Here is a 15,787-nt window from a genome sequence, read left to right as displayed (position 1 = left end):
GGATCCGCCGCGGGGCGGACGCGATCGCCGCCGACAATATGACGGTCCGTCAGATTCAGGAAGGGGGTGCGCGTGGAGTGGATGGCTGCGGCCACCGCCGGGGCTGCGGCTTCAGTGGCCTACCTGGCTGTCGCCGTCCGGTCGCATCCGGTGAGGGAGGGGCGTGCGGCCGGCCGCACGCCCCTCCGGCAGGTGCTCCGGCAGGTGCTGCGGGTGTCCGCCGAAATGGTTCCGCACCCGGAACGGCCGGTGAGGTGCGCAGGCCCGGTCCCGGGTGGGTGGAATGCGGAAGGGCCCGGTGCGGGTGTCACTCGCACCGGGCCCTTCGTCTTGTCTCAGGCCGCCGCGGCGCAGTTCGGGCAGATGCCCCGGTATGTCACCTCGACATCGGAGACCGTGAAACCGAACCGCTCGTCCGTCGGCAGGTCCGCCAGTGGGTCGCCCGCCGGGTGTACGTCGCGGATGGCGCCGCACCGGGCGCAGACCAGGTGCTGGTGGGGGCGGTGCGCGTTCGGGTCGTAGCGCTTCGCGCGGTGATCGGTGGCCACCTCGATGACCTCGCCGAGCGACACCATCTCGCCGAGAGTGTTGTACACGGTGGCGCGGGAGATCTCCGGCAGCTTGGCGACGGCCCGGGCGTGGACCTCGTCGGCCGTCAGGTGCACATGGTCCCCGTCGAGGACCTCGGCGACGACACGCCGCTGCGCGGTCATGCGCCAGCCGCGTCCGCGGAGTCGTTCCAACAGGTCACTCATACGAGCAAGCCTAACAGCGAGGCGGCCCTGGTTCCGAACGGGTGTGATTTTGGACCTCTAGTTGACTTGGACTTAGTCCAATGTAGGATCAAGACCGATAACGCAGGGGGCAGGCTGTGCGGACATCAGGACATGACGGATGTGCAGGAATGACGCAGGAGGCGCACGTGACGCAGGGACCGCTCACCACGGAGGCCGGCGCGCCGGTCGCCGACAACCAGAACAGTCAGACCGCAGGCGTCGGCGGGCCGGTCCTGGTGCAGGACCAGTCACTGCTGGAGAAGCTGGCGCACTTCAACCGTGAGCGCATTCCGGAGCGGATCGTGCACGCCCGCGGCGCGGGTGCGTACGGCACCTTCACGCTGACCCGCGACGTCTCGCAGTGGACGCGTGCCAAGTTCCTCTCCGAGGTCGGCAAGCAGACGGAGACGTTCCTGCGCTTCTCCACCGTCGCGGGCAGCCTCGGCTCCGCCGACGCGGTGCGCGACCCGCGTGGCTTCGCGCTGAAGTTCTACACCGAAGAGGGCAACTACGACCTCGTCGGCAACAACACCCCGGTGTTCTTCATCAAGGACGCCATCAAGTTCCCGGACTTCATCCACACCCAGAAGCGCGATCCGTACACCGGCTCGCAGGAGGCGGACAACGTCTGGGACTTCTGGGGCCTGTCGCCCGAGTCCACCCATCAGGTGACCTGGCTCTTCGGTGACCGCGGCATCCCGGCCACGCTGCGTCACATGAACGGGTACGGCTCGCACACGTACCAGTGGAACAACGAGGCCGGCGAGGTCTTCTGGGTCAAGTACCACTTCAAGACCGACCAGGGCATCAAGAACCTCACACAGGCCGAGGCCAACAAGCTCGCCGGCGAGGACCCGGACAGCCACCAGCGCGATCTGCGCGAGGCGATCGAGCGCGGCGACTTCCCGTCCTGGACGTTGCAGGTCCAGATCATGCCCGCGTCCGAGGCGGCCACGTACCGCTTCAACCCGTTCGACCTCACCAAGGTGTGGCCGCACGAGGACTACCCGCCGATCGAGATCGGGAAGCTGGAGCTCAACCGCAACCCCGAGAACATCTTCGCGGAGACCGAGCAGTCGATCTTCAGCCCCGCGCACTTCGTGCCGGGTATCGGCCCGTCCCCGGACAAGATGCTCCAGGGCCGCCTCTTCGCCTACGGCGACGCCCACCGCTACCGCGTCGGGATCAACGCCGACCACCTGCCCGTGAACCGTCCGCACGCCACCGAGGCGCGGACGAACAGCCGGGACGGCCACCTGTACGACGGCCGCCACAAGGGTGCGAAGAACTACGAGCCCAACAGCTTCGGCGGTCCGGTCCAGACCGACCGTCCGCTGTGGGAGCCCACCTCCGTCACCGGTGAGACCGGTACGCACGAGGCCCCGCGCCACGCCGAGGACGACGACTTCGTACAGGCCGGGACCCTGTACCGGCTCCTCTCCGAGGACGAGAAGGCCCGGCTGATCGACAACCTCGCCGGGTTCATCGCCAAGGTCTCGCGCGACGACATCGCCGAGCGCGCGATCAACAACTTCCGCCAGGCGGACGGCGACTTCGGCAAGCGGCTGGAGGCCGCGGTCCAGGCCCTTCGCGGCTAGTACGGACGGCTGCCGGTGCCGGTGGGCCGCCACCCTCATCGTCGAGGGGGGTGGCCCACCGGCCGTACGTGCGCAGGGGCGTCAGCCGACCAGTTCCACCGGGTGGCGCCTGGTGGGCGCCCAGCAGCGGATGATGTCGCGGACGGAGACGATACCGACGGGCCCGTGGTCGTCCAGCACGATCAGATGCCGGAAGCCGCCGTGCGTCATGGCCTCCGCGGCTTCCTCCAGGGTCCAGCCGGGCGCGGCGAAGACCACATCGGTGGTGGTGTGGGTGGACGCGGTCTCGGAGTCGGGGTTCTGGCCGGCGCCGACCGCGTTGAGGATGTCGCGCTCGGTGAGGATGCCGAGTCCGCTGGTGTCCCGGTCGAGGACGACGGCTGCGCCGATGCGGCGGGCCGACATCAGCTGGGCCGCCTGGCGGAGCGTGTGGGTGGGGCCGATGGTGAGGACCATCGTGCTCATGGCGTCACGGACGAGCATGAAGGGAGCCACCTCCTTCGTGAAGCGACCACGTGAGCCGATTCACAAGTTCACAAGTGGGGGGACTCTTAGCGTTGCATCCTTGGGGGACTCCAACAAGGGGTGCGTGGAGATCATTCGAGGGGCGTGCGGAAATGGCCCGCACGCCCCTCGGGAGCCCGTACGCCTCGTAGCGGCGCCGGATCAGTAGCGCTGGTTCAGATATCCCAGCAGCTCGTGGTGGAGCAGCCCGTTCGAGGCTGCCGCGTTCCCGCCGCCCGGACCGGGCACCCCGTCCAGGCTGGTGAACCGGCCACCCGCCTCCTGGACGATGATCGCGTTCGCCGCCATGTCCCAGAGCGAGAGCTCCGGCTCCGCGCAGATGTCCACGGAACCCTCGGCGACCATCATGTACGGCCAGAAGTCCCCGTACCCGCGCGTACGCCAGCAGGCCCGGGTCAGATCCATGAACCCGTCGAGCCGGCCCTGCTCCTCCCAGCCGGTCATCGAGGCGTACGCGAACGAGGCGTCCGGGATCCGCTCGACCTTCGAGACGTGCAGCCGGGTCGCGGAGGTGAGGCTACGGCCGGAGAACGCCCCCGCACCCTTCGCCGCCCACCAGCGGCGGCCCAGCGCAGGGGCCGACACCACGCCCACCACCGGCTGGAAGCCGTTCTCGCCCGCCTCCATCAGCGAGATCAGCGTCGCCCAGACCGGCACACCGCGCACGTAGTTCTTGGTGCCGTCGATCGGGTCGATGACCCAACGGCGCGGGCCGGTGCCCTCGATCCCGAACTCCTCGCCGAGGATCGCGTCGCGCGGGCGAGCCCGATGGAGGTGACCGCGGATCAGCTCCTCGGCGGCCTTGTCGGCCTCGCTCACCGGCGTCATGTCCGGCTTGGTCTCGACCTTGAGGTCGAGAGCCTTGAACCGGTCCATCGTCGTCGCGTCGGCGGCGTCCGCCAGCACATGGGCGAGGCGCAGATCATCGTGGTAATCGGGCATGTCGTCACAGTATCGACCGCAGGTGAACAGAGCCACAGGACCCTGTGGGTGCGTGAACTCTTGACAGTGCGGGAGTGCGCGTCAACTCTGAATCGCAGACCCCTGGCGTGGGAGGCGACGATGCCTGCAGCGCGAGAAGCATTGCTGGACGCCGCCCTCTCGGCGCTCAGCACTCTGCCCTGGGCGACGGTGCGGATGGTCGACGTCGCGTCCGCCGCAGGAGTCTCCCGGCAGACCCTCTACAACGAGTTCGGGAGCAAGGACGGCCTGGCCCGGGCTCTCGTCCGGCGCGCTGCCGACGGCTACCTCGCCGGTGTCGAGCGGGCCTTGCAATCGCCCGGCGGCACGGAGGACAGACTGGCCGCGACCGCCGCCTGGACGGTCCGGGCCGCTCGTACGAACACTCTGGTCAGAGCGTTGCTCACGGGTTGCTGGGGCGAGCGGTTACCCCGCCCCGCCCGTCTCTCGGGGCCGCCCTCCTCGCCCGTACCGGCGCAGCGGCGGGCCGATGCCGGGCCACCGACCCCGGGCGAGCTCCTCGTCCTGGTGCGCGACCGCGCGGTGGCCGCCCTGGACGGGGGGCGCCCGCCGCACGACCTGGCGGCGCTGGCCGTGACCTGCGAGATCGCGTTGCGCCTCGCGCTGTCGTACGCGGTTGCCGCGTCCTCCGTCCCCACGGACGCCGCGCCGCTGGTGCGCGAGGTGGTGGACCGGTGGCCCGCCGGGTGACGGGCGGGCCACCGGTGGCACGCTACTTCTTCAGCCAGCCGACCTTGGTGTAGTCGACGGAGGCCAGGCCCTCGGCGCCGTAGTTCGCCAGGTTTTTGCGGACGGCGACGATCTGCGGGCGCTGATAGAGCTCGATGGAGTGACCGAGCTTCCAGATCTCGACGTCCGCCTCGTTGTAGAGCTTGGCCGCCGCGGCCCGGTCGGTGGTCTGTGCGGCCTTCGACAGCAGTTCGTCGATCTTCGGGGAGCCGACCGAACCGAAGTTCTGGAAGAGGTTCTTGCCCTTCGGCTGCCGGTACACCGGGTACGACATGGTCAGATACACCTGGTCGACGTTGCGGAAGCTGACCAGGTCGAAGTTTCCGGTGTTGACGAACTTGTTGAAGAAGTCGTTCGCCGGGACCTTTTTGATGTTCACCTTCACGCCGATGACACCCAGCTGCTGCTGCACGAGCTCCGCCTGGTCCGTCTGGGCCGAGGTGCCGCCCGCGCTCAGGGCGTAGTCGAGCGTGAGCTGCTTGCCGCCCTTGGTGCGCGGCTTGCCCTCGCCGGCGTCCTTCCAGCCGGCCTCGTCGAGGAGTTTCTTCGCCTTCTCGACGTCGTACTCACCGTATGCCCCTGCGTTGGCCTGGTAGCCCACCTGGTTGGGCATGAAGAAGTGGTTGTCCAGCGGCTTCAGTTCGAAGGAGAGGTCCTTGCTGAAGCTGGCGTTGATGCCCTTGCGGTCGATCGCCGCCTGCAGGGCGTTGCGCACCTTCACGTCCTTCAGCGGTCCCCGGCCGCCGTTCAAGGTGATGTGCACCTCGTCCCAGCGGGCGCCGCGCCGGATCTCCGTGCCCGGCGCGTCGACCAGGCGCTTGTAGTCCTCCGGGAGGAGCGCGGTGGCCGAGTCCGTCTCCTTGTTGAGATAGGCGTCGGTCATCGCGGAGAAATCCAGCACCCGGTAGATCACCGAGTCCAGCTTGGGCTTGTTGCCCCACCACTTGGGGTCCGGAACGGCTGTGATGGTCTGCGCCGTCTTGTCGTACTCACCGATCTTGAAGGCGTTGCCCGAGACCGGGACCTTCTCCGACCAGCCCTTGTTGAACTTCTCCGGGGTGTCGATGTAGGCGGCCGGGTAGAGCGGGTCGAAGAGCCGCTGCCAGTCGGCGTACGGCTCGGTGAAGGTGACCTTCACGCCGTGGGCGTCCTTGCCCTGCTCGACCTTGGATATCTGGTCGTATCCCGAGGTGTCGGCCGCCTCGTACGCCTCGTCCGAGCCGTTCAGGGCCTTCCACTGGGCCTCGAAGTCCCTCCAGCTCAGCGGCTTGCCGTCGGACCACTTGGCCTTCGGGTTCAGCTGGTACTCCACCACTTGCGGGCTGTCGGAGACGACCTTCGCCGAGGCCAGGAAGTTCGGATTGGCATGGATGGCGCCCTTGGCGTCCGAGTCGAAAAGGTCCGGCAGGACGAGCGCGCTGATCTCCATGGCATCGCCCTGCGAGCCGTCAACGGTGTTGTAGTTGTACTGGGTGATCCACTGGGTGATCGGCACCTTGACCGATCCGCCCTGCCTGAGGTCGCTGAGCGGGTGGGCGTTGATGTCCTGGCCGTCGGCCTTGGGCGCCGCCTGCTTCTTCGGTGCCTTGCCGTCCGCGCCGGAGGAGTCGCAGCCGGTCACCGCCAAGGCGGCCGACAGGGCTGCGGCGATGGCGATCACGGTGGTTCTGCGCATCGGTTTCCATTCCTCCGGTTCGGGCGCGGTCCGATCGGGACCGCAGGCTGCGGCGACCGTAAGTCGATCTTCGGGCTGGTGGGAGGGCAGCCGGGGTGGTTTCATGGTTTCTTTGCATGTCCGCAACAAAACACCGTCAAGCTGGGGCGGTGGGCAGACCTGCGCCGAAGGAGCCGGCCGTGGGCGCGATCCGGCCAGCCGGCTCCTGCACGACCCTTGTGACCGCCCTTGTGGAGGACCAACACCTGTGGCCGCCTTTCTGGCCAAGCGACTCGGCTACTACGCCGTGCTGTTGCTGGCCGCCGTCTGCCTGTCCTACCTCCTCGCCTCCCTGGCGCTCGACCCGCGCGCGTACTACGAGGGGCGCCAGCCGCCGCTCTCGCCCAGGTCCGTCGACCATCACCTGACCGCTCTCGGGGTCAATGACCACGAGCCGCTGCTCACCCGGTTCGGACAGTGGGCCGGGCGCGCGGTCCGCGGCGATCTGGGGCGGACCATCGACGGGACCTCGGTGGGTGCGGAGTTCGGGCGACGGATCGGGGTCAGCCTTCGGCTGCTTCTGCTCGGCACCGTCCTCGGGACCGTCGTCGGCGTGCTCGTCGGCGCCTGGACCGCCGTACGCCAGTACCGGCTCTCCGACCGACTGGTCACTCTCGCCTCGTTCGTCCTGCTCTCCACCCCCGTCTTCCTCCTCGCGGTGCTCCTGAAGATCGGCGCGATCTGGTTCAACCAGAAGACCGGCACCGAGGCCATCCAGTTCACCGGCGAGAAGAGCCCCGGCGTGGACTCCGGGTTCTGGACCGTGCTGAAGGACAGGTCGGTGCATCTGCTGCTGCCGACCGTCTCCATCGCCCTCGGCACCATTGCGAGTTACAGCCGCTACCAGCGCTCCACCATGCTCGACGTCCTGGGCTCCGACTATCTGCGCACCGCGCAGGCCAAGGGACTCACCCGCCCCGCCGCGCTGCTCAAGCACGGGCTGCGCACGGCGCTCATCCCCATGTCGACCTACTTCAGTTACGGCTTCCTGGCGCTGTTCACCGGTGCCACCTTCACCGAGACGATCTTCGGCTGGCACGGCATGGGCGAGTGGTTCGTCGCCTCCGTCGGCAAGAACGACGTCAACTCGGTGGTCGCCGTCAATGTGTTCGCCGCCGTGATGGTCCTGTTGTCCGGCTTCCTCGCGGATCTCCTGCACGCCGCGCTCGACCCGCGTATCCGGAACGCCTCAACCTGAACAGCCGGAGGAGTACGACTGCCATGACCGCCGTCATCGAGACCGCCGCCGACGCGGCGGCCGGAGGAGCCGAGCCGCTGCGGCCGGTCGGCCGCGCCGCAGTGGTGCTGCGCCGCTTCGTGAGCAACCGCGGTGCACTCGCCGGAGGGACGATCCTTCTGCTGCTCTTCCTGCTCGCCTTCGTCGGACCGCTGATCAGCGACTGGGACTACAGCCACATCGATTACGCCTCGCTGCGCGAGGGCCCGGGCGCAAGGCACTGGTGGGGGACCAACCGTATCGGGCAGGACGTCTTCGCGCAGACCGTCCGCGGACTCCAGAAGTCGCTGCTGATCGGGCTGCTGGTGGCATTCTTCTCGACCGTGCTCGCCTCGCTGGTCGGCGCCTGCGCCGGGTACTTCGGGGGCTGGCCGGACCGGATCCTGATGTTCGGCGTCGATCTGCTGCTGGTCTTCCCGGCGTTCCTGATCATCGCGATCATCTCGCCGAGGCTGCGCGGCGGCGGCTGGTTCGCCTTCGTCGGGCTGCTCGCCGTTTTCGGCTGGATGATCACCGCTCGGGTGGTGCGGTCCATGACGCTCTCCCTCAAGGAGCGCGAATTCGTGCGGGCCGCACGGTACATGGGCGTCGGGCCGTTCCGGGTGATCTGGCGGCACATCCTGCCGAACGTCGCCTCCTTCCTGATCATCGACGCGACCATCGCGGTCGGCGGCGCGGTGATGAGCGAGACCGCGCTGTCGTACTTCGGCTTCGGCGTGCAGGCGCCCGATGTCTCGCTCGGCACGCTCATCGCCTCGACGACCGGCGCCGCGGTGACCTACCCATGGATGTTCTTCTTCCCCGCGGGGCTGCTCATCGTCTTCGTCCTCGCGGTGAACCTGGTGGGCGACGGACTGCGCGACGCCCTCGATCCGACGAGCGGGCGCAGCCGTTCAACGGCTCGGACGGCTGTTCAGAGCGAGGAGACCGACCGATGAGTACGACGACTGACGGACAGGCACACGTGGTGCTGGACGTCTCCGGTCTCGCTGTCGACTTCGACGGGGCGCCCGCCGTGCGGGGCGTCGACTTCACACTGCGCCGGGGCGAAGTGCTCGGCCTGGTGGGGGAGTCCGGGTCGGGGAAGTCCGCCACCGCACTGGCCGTGCTCGGGCTGCTGCCGGCCAATGCGCGGGTACGGGGATCGGTCCGGATCGCCGGGAGCGGAGCCGCGGGCGAGGACGGGACCGAACTCGTCGGCGCCACCGACCGGGTGCTCTCCTCCGTGCGCGGCAGCCGTATCGGCATGATCTTCCAGGACCCGCTCTCCGCCTTCACCCCGGTCTACCGGATCGGCGACCAGATCGCAGAGGCCATACGTACCCACCGCGACGTCTCCCGCGAGCGCGCCCGTGCGGAAGCTGTCGACCTGCTCGACCTCGTGGGCATTCCCGAGCCGGCCACCAGGGCGCAGGGGTTCCCGCACGAGTTCTCCGGCGGGATGCGGCAGCGCGCCATGATCGCGATGGCCGTCGCCAACGACCCGGATGTGATCATCGCCGATGAGCCGACCACGGCCCTCGACGTCACCGTCCAGGCCCAGGTCCTGGACGTGCTGCGCACCGCGCAGCGCGAGACGGGTGCCGCGCTGCTGCTGGTCAGCCATGACCTCGGAGTGATCGCGGGAGCGGCGGACCGGGTCGCGGTGATGTACGCAGGCCGGGTCGTCGAGACCGCAGCGGCGGCCGAACTCTTCCGGCGGCCCCGGATGCCGTACACGCTCGGCCTGATCGGTGCCGTACCGCGGATCGACGGCCCTTCGGACGTGCTCGTCCCGATCCCGGGCGCACCGCCCTCGGCCGGCCGGCTGCCGTCGGGCTGCGCCTTCGCCCCCCGCTGCCCGCTGGCCGAGGAACGCTGCACGGCGCGAGAGCCCGCGCTCGCGGCCGCGGACACGGCCGACGAAAGTCATCTCGCCGCCTGCGTACGGGCCGACGAGATCGCCGAACGGGGCCTCACCCCGGCGGAGGTCTTCCCCGTCCCGTCCGTTCCCGAACGTGCCGCCTCCCCCGGCGGTCAGGTGCTGCGCGTCACCGGGCTCACCAAGACGTTCCCCGTCCTCAAGGGGACCGCGTTCAAACGGCGTGTCGGCTCCATCCACGCGGTCGACGGCGTGGACCTCTCCATCCGGGGCGGTGAGACGCTCGCGCTCGTCGGGGAGTCCGGATCCGGCAAGTCCACCACCCTCTTCGAACTGCTGAACCTCGTCCGCCCCGAAGGCGGGGACATCGAGCTCTTCGGACGGTCCCTCGACGGACTGTCCAAGGCCGACCGCAAGGCGCTGCGCGGCCGGGTCCAGATCGTCTTCCAGGACCCGATGGCCAGCCTCGACCCGCGGATGCCGGTCGGCGACATCGTCGCCGAGCCGCTGCGCACCCAGGGAGCGGACCGCGCCACCGTGGCCCGGCGGATCCCCGAACTGCTCACCCAGGTCGGACTCGAACCGGCGCACGCCACCCGCTTCCCGCACGAGTTCTCCGGTGGGCAGCGGCAGCGCATCGGGATCGCCCGCGCGCTCTCCGTCGAACCGGACCTGCTCGTGCTCGACGAACCGGTGTCCGCGCTCGACGTGTCCGTACAGGCCGGGGTGCTCAACCTGCTCCAGCGGCTCAAGGCCGAGCTGGGACTCGCATACCTCTTCGTCTCGCACGATCTCTCGGTGGTGCGGCACATCGCGGACCGGGTGAGCGTCGTCTACCTCGGCCGTACGGTCGAGACAGGCACCGCCGAGGAGGTCTTCGAGCGGGCCCGCCATCCGTACACACAGGCGCTGCTGTCGGCCGTGCCCCTGCCCGACCCGGAGCGCGAGCGCCGCCGCACCCGCATTCTGCTGGCCGGGGATCCGCCGAGCCCGACGCGGCGGTACGAGGGCTGCCGGTTCCGGTCGCGCTGCCCGGTGTACGCGGAACTGGGCGGGGAGGACAGGGAACGCTGCGAGCGCGACGTACCGGTCGGGGAGGCGGCCGGGCACAGTGCCGCCTGTCACTTCCCCGGACGCCCCCTGGCGGTCAGTGGGACGAGCCCGACAGCTGGAGTCCGATCACGCCCAGGATCACCAGGGAGATCGAGACCAGCTTGAGCGTGGAGACCACGTCGTCGAGGAAGACCATGCCGTAGATCGCGGTGCCCGCCGCGCCGATGCCCGTCCACACGGCGTAGGCGGGCCCCACGTCGAGCTTCTTCAGGGACAGGGTCAGCAGACCGAAGCTGCCGAGCGCGAAGATGCAGAAGGCGATGGTCGGCCAGAGCCGGGTGAAGCCGTGCGACAGTTTCAGACAGACAGCGAAGCCGGTCTCCAGAAGCCCCGCGACCACGACCAGCAGCCACGCCATCGTCGGTGCCCTCCCACGTCGGTGACTGCCCTGTCCCGCTGCGTGCGATTATGCACTTACCGGTAGCAGCAGATCGCAAACGTGCCGGGATCAGTCGCCTTCGCGTCGCTCCCGGGTGGCCAGCAGCCGGTGCAGCGAGTCCAGCCGCGCCGGATCGGCGTGCCCGGCCACCACCCAGGCGCTCAGAGCGCATTCCGGTTGGACGGCGTCGTGGGTGCAGCCGCGAGGGCAGTCCTCGGTGCCGGGCTCCAGGTCGGGGAAGGCGTGGATGACCCGGGAAGGGTCGATGTGGTTCAGCCCGAAGGAGCGCACGCCGGGAGTGTCGACCACCCAGCCTCGCCCGTCCGGCAGAGGCAGCGCCAGGGCCGACGTGGTGGTGTGCCGGCCGCGGCCGGTGACCGCGTTGACGACACCCGTCGTGCGCCGCCGGTCCTTCGGCACCAGGGCGTTGACCAGCGTGGTCTTCCCGACGCCGGAGTGCCCCACGAACGCCGTGACCCGGTCGTTCAGCTGCTCGCGCACCCGGTCCGCCGCGTCGCCGTTCTCCAGTTCCTCTCGGCTGGTGACGATGTAGGGGACACCCAGCGGGGTGTACGCCTCCAGGAGCGTGTCCGCGGACGCCAGGTCCGACTTGGTGAGGACCAGGAGCGGGCTGAGCCCGCCGTCGTACGCCGCCACCAGACAGCGGTCGATCATCCGCGGACGCGGTTCCGGATCGGCCAGCGCGGTGACGATCGCCAGCTGGTCGGCGTTGGCGACGACCACCCGCTCGTACGGATCGTCGTCGTCCGCCGTCCGTCGCAGCACCGAGCGGCGCTCACCGATGCGGACGATGCGGGCCAGGGTGTCCTTGTCGCCCGACAGATCACCGACGAGGGAGACGGTGTCGCCCACCACCGCGGCCTTGCGGCCGAGTTCGCGTGCCTTCATCGCCATGACCGTACGGCCCTCGACGAGGCAGGTCAGACGCCCGCGGTCGACGGTGAGGACCATGCCGTCCTCGGCGTCCTCGTGCTTCGGACGGGTATGCGTACGAGGCCGGTTGCCCTTCGGGTTGGGGCGGAACCGGATGTCGTCCTCGTCGGGGTTCTTGCCGTAGCGGCGCATGACTCAGACCTCGAGCATTCGGGTCCACATCTGCGGGAAATCCGGCAGGGTCTTGGCGGTTGTCGCCACGTTCTCGATCTCCACTCCGGGGACTGCAAGGCCGATGATCGACCCCGCGGTGGCCATCCGGTGGTCGTCATACGTATGGAAGGTACCGCCGTGCAGCGGGCGCGGCTCGATGTGCAGCCCGTCGGCGGTCTCGGTGACCCGGCCGCCGAGCTCGTTGATCTCCTTGGTGAGCGCGGCCAGCCGGTCCGTCTCGTGCAGCCGCAGATGGGCGACACCGCTGAGCGTGGAGGGGGAGTCGGCGAGAGCCGCGACCGCCGCGATGCCCGGGGTGAGCTCGCCGACCTCGCCGAGGTCGACGTCGATGCCGTGGATGCGGCCCGAACCGGTGAACGTGAGACCGCGCTCGGTCAGCTCGCAGCTGCCGCCCATCGCGGTGAAGATCTCGCGCAGCGCGTCACCGGGCTGGGTGGTGCGCAGCGGCCAGTCGGGGATCGTGACCCGGCCGCCGGTGACCAGGGCCGCGGCCAGGAACGGCTGCGCGTTGGAGAGGTCCGGCTCGACCGTCAGATCCCGGCCGAGCAGCGCGGACGGGGAGACCCGCCAGACGTTCGGCTCACCGCCCGTCTCCGGCTCGTCGACCTGGGCGCCGACGACGCGCAGCATGTCGACCGTCATCCGGATGTGCGGCATCGACGGGAGCCGGGAGCCGGTGTGACGCACCTCCACGCCCTGGTTGAAACGCGGCGCCGACAGCAGCAGCGCCGAGACGAACTGGGAGGACGAGGACGCGTCGATCGCCACCGGGCCGCCGTCGAGCGCACCGCCGCCGTGCACGGTCATCGGCAGTGAGCCGCGCCCGTCGTCGTCGATCCTGGCGCCGAGCACCCGCAGGGCGTCGATCACGCCGTTCAGTGGCCGCTCGTACGAACGCGCGTCGCCGTCGAAGCGGATCGGCCCGTCGGCGAGGGCGGCGACCGGCGGCAGGAAGCGCATGACCGTTCCGGCGTTGCCGACGTCGATCGTGGTGGGGCCGTGCAGCCCGGCCGGGATGACCCGCCACGCCTCCCCGGAGCCGTCCGGGCCGACACCCTCCTCGATGCCGACGCCCATCGCGCGCAGCGCCTGCGCCATCAGCAGGGTGTCGCGGGAGCGCAGCGGGCGGCGCAGCCAGCCAGGTTCGGCGGCGAGCGCGGCGAGGACCAGTGCCCGGTTGGTGACCGATTTCGATCCGGGCACGGTGACGGTGGCGTCGACGGCTCCGCTCGCATGGGGGGCGGGCCAGAGGGCAGGGTGCACGGAACTTTCGGTCATGGCCCTCACTTTAGTGGCTCACCGCAAACCCGGATCTTGATCAAACAGGCGGAAACCGGGGCGTAATGCAAGCGTGGTATCGGCCGCAACAAGCCCGGGGCCGGGCGCCGCCGACCCTCACAGGCCGAGCAGCCAGCGGCCTCCACCGATCAGTGAGCAGAGCGACACCGCATGGAAGAGGAAGAGCCACAGCACGGCCGGGACGTCCGTGAGCCGGGACAGCTGGTCCGCGTCCGAGTCCGGTGCGCCGCCGTGGCGCCGCTTCGACTGGAGCTCGAACGCCGGACGCACACCGCCGAGCAGCAGGAACCACACCACGGTGTATGCGAACAGCGACTGCACGTCGGGCGAGGCGAGCCAGGACACCAGCAGGAAGGCGGAGCCGGTGCAGATCACCGTGAGCGCCCCGTACACATTGCGGATCATCACGAGCATCACGGCGAGCAGCGCGGTCGCCACCCACAGCAACAGCGTGATCCTGCCGCTGCTGAGCAGCCACGCGCCGCCCAGTCCCAGCAGCGGCGGAGCCGTGTAGCCCGCCGCCGCGGTGAGGATCATGCCGATACCGGTGGGCCTGCCCCGGCTGACGGTCAGCCCACTGGTGTCCGAGTGCAGCCGGATGCCCTGCAGCCTGCGCCCGGTGACCAGCGCGATCAGCCCGTGGCCGCCCTCGTGCGCGATGGTGATCGTGTTGCGGGAGACCCGCCACAGGACGTTCGGCACGACGGCGATGAGCGCGACCGTGGCCGTCACGACCACCAGCCACTGCTCGGGTGCGGGCTGGGTGCCGGATATGCGATCCCACAGATCGCCCAGATCGGTGCTGTCCATGGTGCGGGCGGCTCCTTGCGGTCGTGCCGGTGGGTCGTGGCAGTCTGGCACTTATGTGCGGACGGTATGCAGCGAGTCGGCGGCCCGAGGATCTGACCGGACTCTTCGGGGTCGAGAAGTGGGAACCGGCGGAGGTGCTGGAGCCCGACTACAACGTGGCGCCGACCAAGGAGGTCTACGCCGTACTGGAACGTCCGGTGAAAGACGCGGATGATCAACGTCCGGTTCGCCAGTTGCGCGCACTGAAATGGGGGCTCGTGCCCTCCTGGGCGAAGTCGCCGGAGGGCGGCGCCCGGATGATCAACGCCCGGGCGGAGACGGTCCACGAGAAGCCGTCGTTCCGCCGACCCTTCGTCTCCCGGCGCTGCATCCTGCCCGCGGACGGCTACTACGAGTGGGTCACCGGTACCGACGAGCGGCAGCTGGAGGAGCAGGGGAGGAAGAAGCGGCCCCGCAAGCAGCCGTACTTCGTGACGCCCGCGGACGGATCGGTCTTCGCGATGGCCGGGCTGTACGAGTTCTGGCGCGACCGCACCCTGCCCGACGACCACCCGCAGGCGTGGTGGGTGACCTGCTCCGTGATCACCACCGAGGCGGAGACCACCCCGCTCGCCGTCGCCCCGGCCGAGGGCCCGGCGGCGCTCGCCGACATCCACCCTCGGATGCCGCTGATGCTCACCCCGGACCGCTGGGACGCCTGGCTGGACCCCTCGCACACGGACGTCGAGGGACTGCGGGGGCTGCTCGCACCACCGCCCGGCGGACTGATGCGGGCCTACCCGGTGGCCACCACCGTCAGCAATGTCCGCAACAACGGACCCGAACTACTGGAGGAGCTGGCCGCGCCGGAGGTCGGCACACTGTTCTGACCGGGCAGGATGAGGCACGTGAGTCCTACAGAGACAGCCCGTACGGCGACCGAGACGGTCGACACCGACGCCGGGCCGGCCCGGATCACCTGGCTGCGCGCGAAGAAGCCGCGCCTGGTGCTCGCCGCCGGGCACGGCGCCGGTGGCGGCATCGAGGCCCGCGACCTCCAGGCCCTGGCCGCCGCGCTCCCCGCCCACGGAGTGAGCGTCGCCCTGGTGGAGCAGCCGTGGCGGGTCGCCGGGAAGAAGCTCGCACCCGCCCCGAAGACCCTGGACAGCGGGTGGCGCGGCCTGTGGCCCGCGCTCGCCGCCCCAGGGCTCCCGGTCGTCGCCGCAGGACGCAGCGCCGGTGCCCGCGTGGCCTGCCGGACGGCGACCGAGCTCGGGGCCCACGCGGTCCTCGCGCTCAGCTTCCCGCTGCATCCGCCGGGCAAGCCGGAGAAGTCCCGCAAGGACGAGCTGCTCGGCTCGGGTGTGCCCACGCTCGTCGTGCAGGGCGGCCACGACCCGTTCGGACGGCCCGCCGAATTCCCGCCGGGCGAGTACGAGATCACCGAGGTGCCGTACGGGGACCACGGGTTCGCCGTACCGAAGAAGGCAGACCTGACCCAGGATCAGGCGATGGAGATCCTCACCGCCGCTGTCACCGCCTGGCTGGACCGACTCCCGTAACGCCCGGCCGGTCCCCCTCGCGCACCGGACACGCCTCCTTTCGGGTGGTTCGGATCACCCTCGCGGAGAGCGGCCACAGCCTCGGGAATGTTGAGT

General features: G+C 69.8%; 15 protein-coding genes. 7 read left to right on the top strand and 8 right to left on the bottom strand.

The features are described from left to right. Positions 1–335: 335 nt before the first annotated feature. Entirely contained in the window at positions 336–755 is a 420-nt protein-coding gene (locus OG963_RS17510) for a Fur family transcriptional regulator (protein WP_093772686.1), read from the bottom strand. A gap of 149 nt (positions 756–904) precedes the next feature. Between OG963_RS17510 and OG963_RS17505 the strand changes: the two genes are divergently transcribed. Continuing rightward, positions 905–2,374, top strand: coding sequence for a catalase (locus tag OG963_RS17505; RefSeq protein WP_371799221.1), 1,470 nt, complete (start codon positions 905–907; stop codon positions 2,372–2,374). Between the two features lie 81 nt (positions 2,375–2,455). Here OG963_RS17505 and OG963_RS17500 read toward each other — a convergent pair whose 3' ends face one another. Beyond that, the gene (locus tag OG963_RS17500; protein ID WP_030915577.1) at positions 2,456–2,857 is read right to left on the bottom strand and encodes a cyclic nucleotide-binding/CBS domain-containing protein; all 402 of its coding nucleotides are present in this window, start codon (positions 2,855–2,857) and stop codon (positions 2,456–2,458) included. A gap of 183 nt (positions 2,858–3,040) precedes the next feature. Then, positions 3,041–3,841 (bottom strand): histidinol-phosphatase, encoded by an 801-nt coding sequence (gene hisN / locus OG963_RS17495; RefSeq protein WP_030915581.1) that lies wholly within the window; start codon positions 3,839–3,841, stop codon positions 3,041–3,043. A gap of 120 nt (positions 3,842–3,961) precedes the next feature. On the opposite strand from hisN, the gene OG963_RS17490 reads away from it, so the two are divergent. Then, complete coding sequence (locus tag OG963_RS17490) at positions 3,962–4,570, top strand: TetR/AcrR family transcriptional regulator (protein ID WP_093772682.1); 609 nt, start codon at positions 3,962–3,964, stop codon at positions 4,568–4,570. Positions 4,571–4,592: 22 nt separating this feature from the next. Here OG963_RS17490 and OG963_RS17485 read toward each other — a convergent pair whose 3' ends face one another. Further along, positions 4,593–6,284: an ABC transporter family substrate-binding protein gene (locus OG963_RS17485; RefSeq protein WP_093772680.1), complete on the bottom strand. Its 1,692-nt coding sequence runs from the start codon at positions 6,282–6,284 to the stop codon at positions 4,593–4,595. Between the two features lie 247 nt (positions 6,285–6,531). On the opposite strand from OG963_RS17485, the gene OG963_RS17480 reads away from it, so the two are divergent. Genes OG963_RS17480 through OG963_RS17470 form a run of 3 tightly spaced genes read left to right on the top strand, consistent with a single transcriptional unit; the run spans position 6,532 to position 10,639 of the window. Then, positions 6,532–7,521 (top strand): ABC transporter permease, encoded by a 990-nt coding sequence (locus OG963_RS17480; protein ID WP_093929414.1) that lies wholly within the window; start codon positions 6,532–6,534, stop codon positions 7,519–7,521. A 23-nt stretch (positions 7,522–7,544) separates the two neighbouring features. Then, positions 7,545–8,498 (top strand): ABC transporter permease, encoded by a 954-nt coding sequence (locus tag OG963_RS17475; protein ID WP_319738766.1) that lies wholly within the window; start codon positions 7,545–7,547, stop codon positions 8,496–8,498. Beyond that, entirely contained in the window at positions 8,495–10,639 is a 2,145-nt protein-coding gene (locus OG963_RS17470; protein WP_093772674.1) for an ABC transporter ATP-binding protein, read from the top strand. The genes OG963_RS17475 and OG963_RS17470 overlap by 4 nt, the downstream gene beginning before the upstream one ends. On the opposite strand, the gene OG963_RS17465 is transcribed toward OG963_RS17470, so the two are convergent. From OG963_RS17465 to OG963_RS17450, 4 genes are all read right to left on the bottom strand, one after another. Continuing rightward, the gene (locus OG963_RS17465) at positions 10,569–10,892 is read right to left on the bottom strand and encodes a multidrug efflux SMR transporter (RefSeq protein ID WP_030915586.1); all 324 of its coding nucleotides are present in this window, start codon (positions 10,890–10,892) and stop codon (positions 10,569–10,571) included. The two genes, OG963_RS17470 and OG963_RS17465, sit on opposite strands and share 71 nt — an antisense overlap. A gap of 90 nt (positions 10,893–10,982) precedes the next feature. Next, positions 10,983–11,999 (bottom strand): ribosome small subunit-dependent GTPase A, encoded by a 1,017-nt coding sequence (gene rsgA / locus OG963_RS17460; RefSeq protein WP_093772672.1) that lies wholly within the window; start codon positions 11,997–11,999, stop codon positions 10,983–10,985. 3 nt (positions 12,000–12,002) lie between these two features. Further along, entirely contained in the window at positions 12,003–13,319 is a 1,317-nt protein-coding gene (aroA, locus tag OG963_RS17455; protein ID WP_093772670.1) for a 3-phosphoshikimate 1-carboxyvinyltransferase, read from the bottom strand. A 117-nt stretch (positions 13,320–13,436) separates the two neighbouring features. Beyond that, on the bottom strand, positions 13,437–14,150 hold the full coding sequence (locus OG963_RS17450) for a M50 family metallopeptidase (RefSeq protein ID WP_030915596.1): 714 nt from the start codon (positions 14,148–14,150) through the stop codon (positions 13,437–13,439). A 53-nt stretch (positions 14,151–14,203) separates the two neighbouring features. Here OG963_RS17450 and OG963_RS17445 point away from each other — a divergent pair, with 53 nt between their 5' ends. Then, positions 14,204–15,019 (top strand): SOS response-associated peptidase, encoded by an 816-nt coding sequence (locus OG963_RS17445; RefSeq protein ID WP_093772668.1) that lies wholly within the window; start codon positions 14,204–14,206, stop codon positions 15,017–15,019. An 18-nt stretch (positions 15,020–15,037) separates the two neighbouring features. Continuing rightward, positions 15,038–15,691, top strand: coding sequence for an alpha/beta family hydrolase (locus tag OG963_RS17440; RefSeq protein WP_256223418.1), 654 nt, complete (start codon positions 15,038–15,040; stop codon positions 15,689–15,691). The last annotated feature ends 96 nt before the right edge of the window (positions 15,692–15,787 follow it).

Origin of the sequence: Streptomyces sp. NBC_01707 (assembly GCF_041438805.1) — a bacterium.
Taxonomy (GTDB): domain Bacteria; phylum Actinomycetota; class Actinomycetes; order Streptomycetales; family Streptomycetaceae; genus Streptomyces.
The sequence above is the reverse complement of the archived record's forward strand: the minus strand, read 5'-3'. Positions and strand labels throughout refer to the sequence as shown.